The organism is Salmonella sp. SAL4457 (genome assembly GCF_046548235.1).
Taxonomy (GTDB): Bacteria; Pseudomonadota; Gammaproteobacteria; order Enterobacterales; family Enterobacteriaceae; genus Salmonella; species Salmonella enterica.
The window spans coordinates 1-247 of the sequence record NZ_JBGDZO010001081.1 but is presented as its reverse complement, the minus strand read 5'-3'; the positions used below and the strand labels follow the sequence as shown (position 1 = coordinate 247).

Here is a 247-nt window from a genome sequence, read left to right as displayed (position 1 = left end):
CCTCGTGCTCTCGCACGAGGAGGAGGGACGGACGCTCGTGGTCACGTTCTGGGAGAGCCGCGAGCTCGCGGACGCGCATCTCGCGGCCCGCGCGGAGTTCCGTGACCGGATCACGTCCACCGTCGAGGTCCGGGTCGAGGACGTGGCCGACTACGAGCTGATGTTCGCGGATCTCGGCTCGTCGGTTGCGCGCTGGCCGAGCACCTAGCCGCGCACGGCGGTGAGCCAGACGGGCGCGGCGAGCGAC

The 247-nt window shown here is 71.7% G+C and carries 1 protein-coding gene; it reads left to right on the top strand.

Annotated features, from left to right (window positions below):
• Positions 1 to 208, top strand: a 208-nt coding sequence (locus tag ACLJNW_RS27525) for a hypothetical protein (RefSeq protein ID WP_410961729.1), incomplete at its 5' end; no start/stop codon positions are given.
• Between the last annotated feature and the right edge of the window lie 39 nt (positions 209 to 247).